The sequence below is a fragment of the Microcoleus sp. PH2017_35_SFW_U_B genome (genome assembly GCF_020737865.1).
GTDB lineage: Bacteria > Cyanobacteriota > Cyanobacteriia > Cyanobacteriales > Microcoleaceae > Microcoleus.
Genome location: NZ_JAEQDE010000184.1, coordinates 1 through 5,020 on the forward strand (window position 1 = coordinate 1; position 5,020 = coordinate 5,020).

Annotated in this window: 5 protein-coding genes; 3 read left to right on the forward strand and 2 right to left on the reverse strand. The window is 43.4% G+C overall.

Annotation, left to right across the window (positions count from 1 at the left end; genetic code table 11):
• Positions 1–74 precede the first annotated feature (74 nt).
• Both JGK36_RS33180 and JGK36_RS33185 read right to left on the reverse strand, forming a co-directional pair.
• Complete coding sequence (locus JGK36_RS33180; RefSeq protein ID WP_293198879.1) at positions 75–2,012, reverse strand: serine/threonine-protein kinase; 1,938 nt, start codon at positions 2,010–2,012, stop codon at positions 75–77.
• Positions 2,013–2,135: 123 nt separating this feature from the next.
• Positions 2,136–2,333 (reverse strand): hypothetical protein, encoded by a 198-nt coding sequence (locus JGK36_RS33185; protein WP_293198877.1) that lies wholly within the window; start codon positions 2,331–2,333, stop codon positions 2,136–2,138.
• A gap of 4 nt (positions 2,334–2,337) precedes the next feature.
• Between JGK36_RS33185 and JGK36_RS33190 the strand changes: the two genes are divergently transcribed.
• From JGK36_RS33190 to JGK36_RS33200, 3 genes are all read left to right on the forward strand, one after another.
• Entirely contained in the window at positions 2,338–2,874 is a 537-nt protein-coding gene (locus tag JGK36_RS33190; protein ID WP_293198875.1) for a hypothetical protein, read from the forward strand.
• Between the two features lie 97 nt (positions 2,875–2,971).
• Positions 2,972–3,850 (forward strand): hypothetical protein, encoded by an 879-nt coding sequence (locus JGK36_RS33195; RefSeq protein WP_293198873.1) that lies wholly within the window; start codon positions 2,972–2,974, stop codon positions 3,848–3,850.
• 906 nt (positions 3,851–4,756) lie between these two features.
• On the forward strand, positions 4,757–5,020 hold a 264-nt coding region (locus JGK36_RS33200), incomplete at its 3' end, for a plasmid recombination protein (protein WP_293201343.1).

The window sequence follows — 5,020 nt, forward strand, 5'->3', positions numbered from 1 at the left end:
ATTACAAAGCGTATCTATAGCTTCTAAGAATGGTGAATTTATCTCAAAATATACTCACCACTAGCGAAGAGTGTTCAATAAGATGCGTTCCCCCTGCCACTAGCTAAAAGTTGACCATCAAAACTAATAGCTAAAGAGGTAACAGATGCCAAGTTGTGAGCGAGGGTTTTAATTTCCTCCCCAGTTTCTAAGTTCCAAACTTTGATGGTTGTATCCTCGCTACCGCTAACGAGAGTCTGCCCGTCTGGACTCATTACTAAAGACCAGACAGGGGCGGAATGTCCGGTCAAAGTACGAAGCAGCTCACCGTTGTTCAGGTTCCATACTTTAATCTCTTTGTCTTGACTGCCGCTAACGAGAGTTTGTCCATCTGGGCTAATTGCTACGCATACCACAGGAGCAGAATGACCGACGAGGGTGTAGTTACTCCAAACGATGACAGTACAATCGTGGCTGCCGCTGGCTAGAATTTTCCCGTTGGGGTGAACGGCTAAGCAAGTAACGCCGTTAGTATGTCTAGCGTAGGTATGCGTTATTTGAGCGGTTTCAAGATTCCAAATGCTGACAGTTGTATCGAGGCTGCCACTAAATAAAACTGAATTTTTTTTTGGATGAAAAGCGACGCAAGTTATAGGCTTTGAATGCCCTAAGAAAGCTTGAATTTCTTGCCCGGTTTTGAGGTTCCACAATCTAATGGTTTGATCGGCACTAGCACTCGCCAAAGTTTCGCCGTCTGGGCTAATAGCTACAGAAATTACGCTTGCTGAGTGACCTTTAAGTGTATAAAGTTCTTCTTCCTCAATCAAGTTCCAAACTTTGACAACTCCACCGTCGCAACCACTAACGAGGAACTGCCCGTCTGGACTAATAGCCATGCAGCGTACAGATTGTGAATGTCCAGATGATAAATCGCCCAACGTGCAGTATAAGGCAACTTGTTGCCAATCTATTGAATTTTCCAATGCAGGCTGTACATTGGAAAATCTCTCAAAGTAGTGTTGAGATAACTGGCGAATATCAGACAAAAGTTCTTCATCCCTCTGCATTTTTTGCAACTTTTTTTGCAATCGATACCTTTCTAGCGTAATGGCTACGCGAGGATGCAAAATTTCGTCAACTTCTTGGAGCCGTTGCAAAATTGCCTTAGTATCCGCAAAGCGATTCTGAAGGGGCCGCGCCATGAGTTGGTCGATAAAATCTGCAAATACGGGCGAAATATGGGGTGCTTCATCGCGCCAAGTCTCTAATTCGTCAGTGTAAAGGTCATGCTCGTAGGGATTGTTGAATTCATTAGGATGCTTTCCGGTTAGCAAATAAACAAAAGTACGGCCCAAGGCAAAGAAATCAGATTGCGGGGAAGCTTGGCCGCAGAATTGCTCCAAGGGAGCGTAGCCGGGGGTATGAATAGTCGTGATTTGCTTGGCTGCGTGTTTCCCTTCGTAAGTTTGGGTGATTTCTCGCACGGTTCCAAAATCTACTAATACCAGCAATCCGTCCTGAGAAAGCATGATGTTGGACGGCTTGATATCCCGGTGAAATAACTGATTCTGGTGGAGGTCGCTGAGGATATAAACTAACTCCTCCAACCAAAGACGGGCTTTCTTTTCGCCGATCGGTCGATCGTCCCGCTGGGACATCCAATCTTGCAAATTTTCGCCTTCAATTTTTTGCATTACGAAGCAATGCACTTGTTCCTGACTGTTACCGGGAGTAAATATAAAATACTCTTCACCTTTGGGAATTCCTAAAATCTTGAGGCGGCATAGAACTTCGGCTTCTCGCTTGAATAGTTCTACAGCCTTGGGAGTGTTTTTAATCAAAACTTTTAGAACTTTCGGAGGTCGCCCGCGATCGCTGACCTCGTAAGTTTTGCCAAAGCCACCTTCTCCCAGTATGGAGGCGACGCGATAGCGCCCTTCTAGCAACAAATTAGAACCGCAGCTAGAGCAGCGCAATATATTATCGGCGGCATTTTTCGGATTCTGGCAATGAGGATTAACGCACAAGCTCATCTTTGTAATCGTGTGGAAATAGAATCTGGTCAATTGGACGGGGGAAAGGAGCGGATTTTGGATGAGTTGGGGAAGAGGGCTATCAAACTCTGCTCCCCCAAGAACAGTAGTGTGAAAAAAATCTTAGTCGGAATTTTTCGGTTGCTGATTAAACGTTACAATGTTTTTGTAACCGCCGTCGAATCTGGCCACTGTTCCCTCACTTGGTGTGGCAGGAGGTGTTTGGTTGGCAGGTCCGGTAAAACCTTTGGCTTTTTGAGGGATGGGAGGTTGTGAAGGGTCGGGAGTAGATGGTTTCTCTGGGTTATTGGTATTAGACATATTTATGGAAGATAACAACACTCAATCCATTATAGAAGGTGCAACGGGTTCTACAAATATTAGCGTGGCTTACGAGTATACAGAATCAGTTTACAAAGCTCGAAATGAAGCCCTAGACAACCTAAACGGGAGGCTAGGAACATTTTTGGGCTTTGGGGGATTGCTACTAAGGTTTGCTGCGGATTTACCAGGAATAAACACAGGGTGTCTTACTTGTTTGATTCTCAAAGTAATCGTATGTGTATTCTCTACTGCATCTATTTTTACAATTGCTACAGGACTAACATCTAACCCTATCGGTACTATTGTTAAACCCAGAGAGTTAATGACTGATTATTGGTACAATGAGTCCAATGAAAGATACAGAGCTTACATTACCAATACTTGGGTTGAAGCTATAGAATTATTTGAGGAAGCTGCAATCAAGAAAGGTAAACGTCTAAATCTTGCCATCTGGTTATTGACTCTAGCAACTATTGCCTTTGCTCTGGATATCATTATAGCAAGTGTTTTTACTGGTTCAATTTTTTATAATAATTAAAAAAAGACATCAACTTTTTCAATCCGCCTGAAAAACTTTGATTCTGTAATACAATTGTGGAATCTAGGCCCTCGATCTCCATTGTATCATGCCGTTAATGCCAGCAGTCACAGTTAAGTCGGGATACAAGCCACAATCTATCGATACCAGTATTGAGGCTGACGTGCTGATGTTTCAGCTATTGCGGCAGTTAACGCCCCAACAAAAATTACAGCGGACTTGCGCTTTCACTCAATCGGTGCGAAGGCTGGCAATATTGGGAATAGAGAGTCAGTATCCTAATGCTACTGAGGCAAAAGTTCGACAAGAATTTATTAAAAGGTGCTTAGGTACTGAGTGGATAAAAGTTTTATCAAACAGCAATAATTGGGGTGAGTTAGTGATTGCAGATCCGATCGCATTAGCGCGAAAAATAGCCGATATTTTGTTCCCGCTGAATATTCCTTATGTGATAGGCGGTTCAGTGGCGAGTTCGCTGCTGGGAGAGAACCGGTCTACGCAAGATTTGGACTTAGTAATTGACCTGGAGGCGCGAACAGCACAGAGGCTAATTGATGCCATGTCAGGCGAGTTTTATATCAGCGAGTCTGCTGTGAATGAAGCAATTGCTAAGTCAAGAAGATCGCCCCGCGAATCATCTTTCAATGTCATATATTTGCCTTCTATGGAGAAAGCGGATATTTTTGTAATGGGCAGCGATGACCCTTTTTCCGCTTCGGTAATGAACCGACGACAGCTTTACCCTGTTAGCAGCTTACAAGAAGAGGGAATTTACATTTACTCGCCCGAAGATATTGTCCTGCAAAAACTCAGTTGGTACAAACTAATTCCTGGCGGTTCCCAAAAACAGTGGAGGGATGTGTTGGGAGTTTTAAAAGTGCAACTGGGGCTCGATATCGGCTATATGAACCAGTGGGCTCTTACACTCAAACTAACAGATTTGCTCGACGAGGCGCTGCTTCAATCGGGGTATTAAGAGTCGTATTGAATAGGTAATATTTTATTTAGTTAATCCTCCCGGCTTGAAAAACTACGGTTTCTCGCTCGACAATGTGCAAAACTTTTACAAAAAAATGTGCTTAATGATACCGATTCATAACAGCAACCAAATTACATTTTACTGCAATCAAGCACTACCAAACTGCAACCAAACTTGATTTACCAATACTAAAACTACACCAAACTTGACGTGATAACATTCGTTCGCAGTTCGTCCATTTTGGTACGCTTTCATCTCATTTTCGTCTGCGAACTTTATACTTTTGTCTATTAACGTTACACTTAGATCAATTTTTGTCTATCCAAAATTCATACAGGATAAGGATTACAGGGGTTTTTAGACTGTCAAAATTTGCATTGAATAGGAAGCCAACCTTGCCCAAAACCTAGATACAGACCAATACTACAGGGGGGCATGGACACAAAACTTGCGCGTCTTTACTTACTCCGCATTGCACCGTTTTTTACGATCTCAGTTACGGAATACTTAGGGGTATCGAAATCTATGTTTTTTCGACCAAAATGGAGAACCGAAAAACTGAGGTAAATTAGTCTAAGCAAGCCAATTGTAACCAGTAAGCGCGTTCGGCTTGCTGTTGGCGATCGCAATTATTTTTGTGGCTTTAAGTCAGGAGCGACTATGATGCTTGTTACGATCGACTCTAAGGACTTCTCTGGTTCGAGTTTGCGCCACCTACAATGATTTAGCAACACCCAAAAAATGATCGACCTTAAAGGCATCCTTTAAGCAGAGATTGTCAAAAGCAAAACTTGGGAGGTCAGGATACCACCATAAAAACGATCGACCTTGAAGGCATCCTTTAACCAGGGATTGTCAAAAGCATAAAAAAGCGAGCAAAACTTGGGAGGCGAGGACACCGCCATGTTTCATACACCACAGGCCGTTTTGAGAGTTGGAAAACTTAAATCGATCGAATGTTTGAGAACAGCGGCCAGACATAACAGCCGAACCACAACCGTACCCAATGCTGACGAAAACAAGACTGTTGAAATCTTGCAAGGCCAAACATCGCCCGAAGCAGTCGTGGAACTAGCACGGGCAAAAATTGGCTCTCAAAAAGTCCGAAAAGATGCAGTCATTGCCGCAGACATCCTCCTGGGGGCTTCCCCCAGCTACTTCAGACCC

What these genes read in the sequence shown, in the direction of transcription:
- JGK36_RS33180 (WP_293198879.1), bottom strand. Translation starts at nt 2,012, where the DNA reads ATGAGCTTGTGCGTTAATCCTCATTGCCAGAATCCGAAAAATGCCGCC.
- JGK36_RS33185 (WP_293198877.1), bottom strand. Translation starts at nt 2,333, where the DNA reads ATGTCTAATACCAATAACCCAGAGAAACCATCTACTCCCGACCCTTCA.
- JGK36_RS33190 (WP_293198875.1), top strand. Translation starts at nt 2,338, where the DNA reads ATGGAAGATAACAACACTCAATCCATTATAGAAGGTGCAACGGGTTCT.
- JGK36_RS33195 (WP_293198873.1), top strand. Translation starts at nt 2,972, where the DNA reads ATGCCAGCAGTCACAGTTAAGTCGGGATACAAGCCACAATCTATCGAT.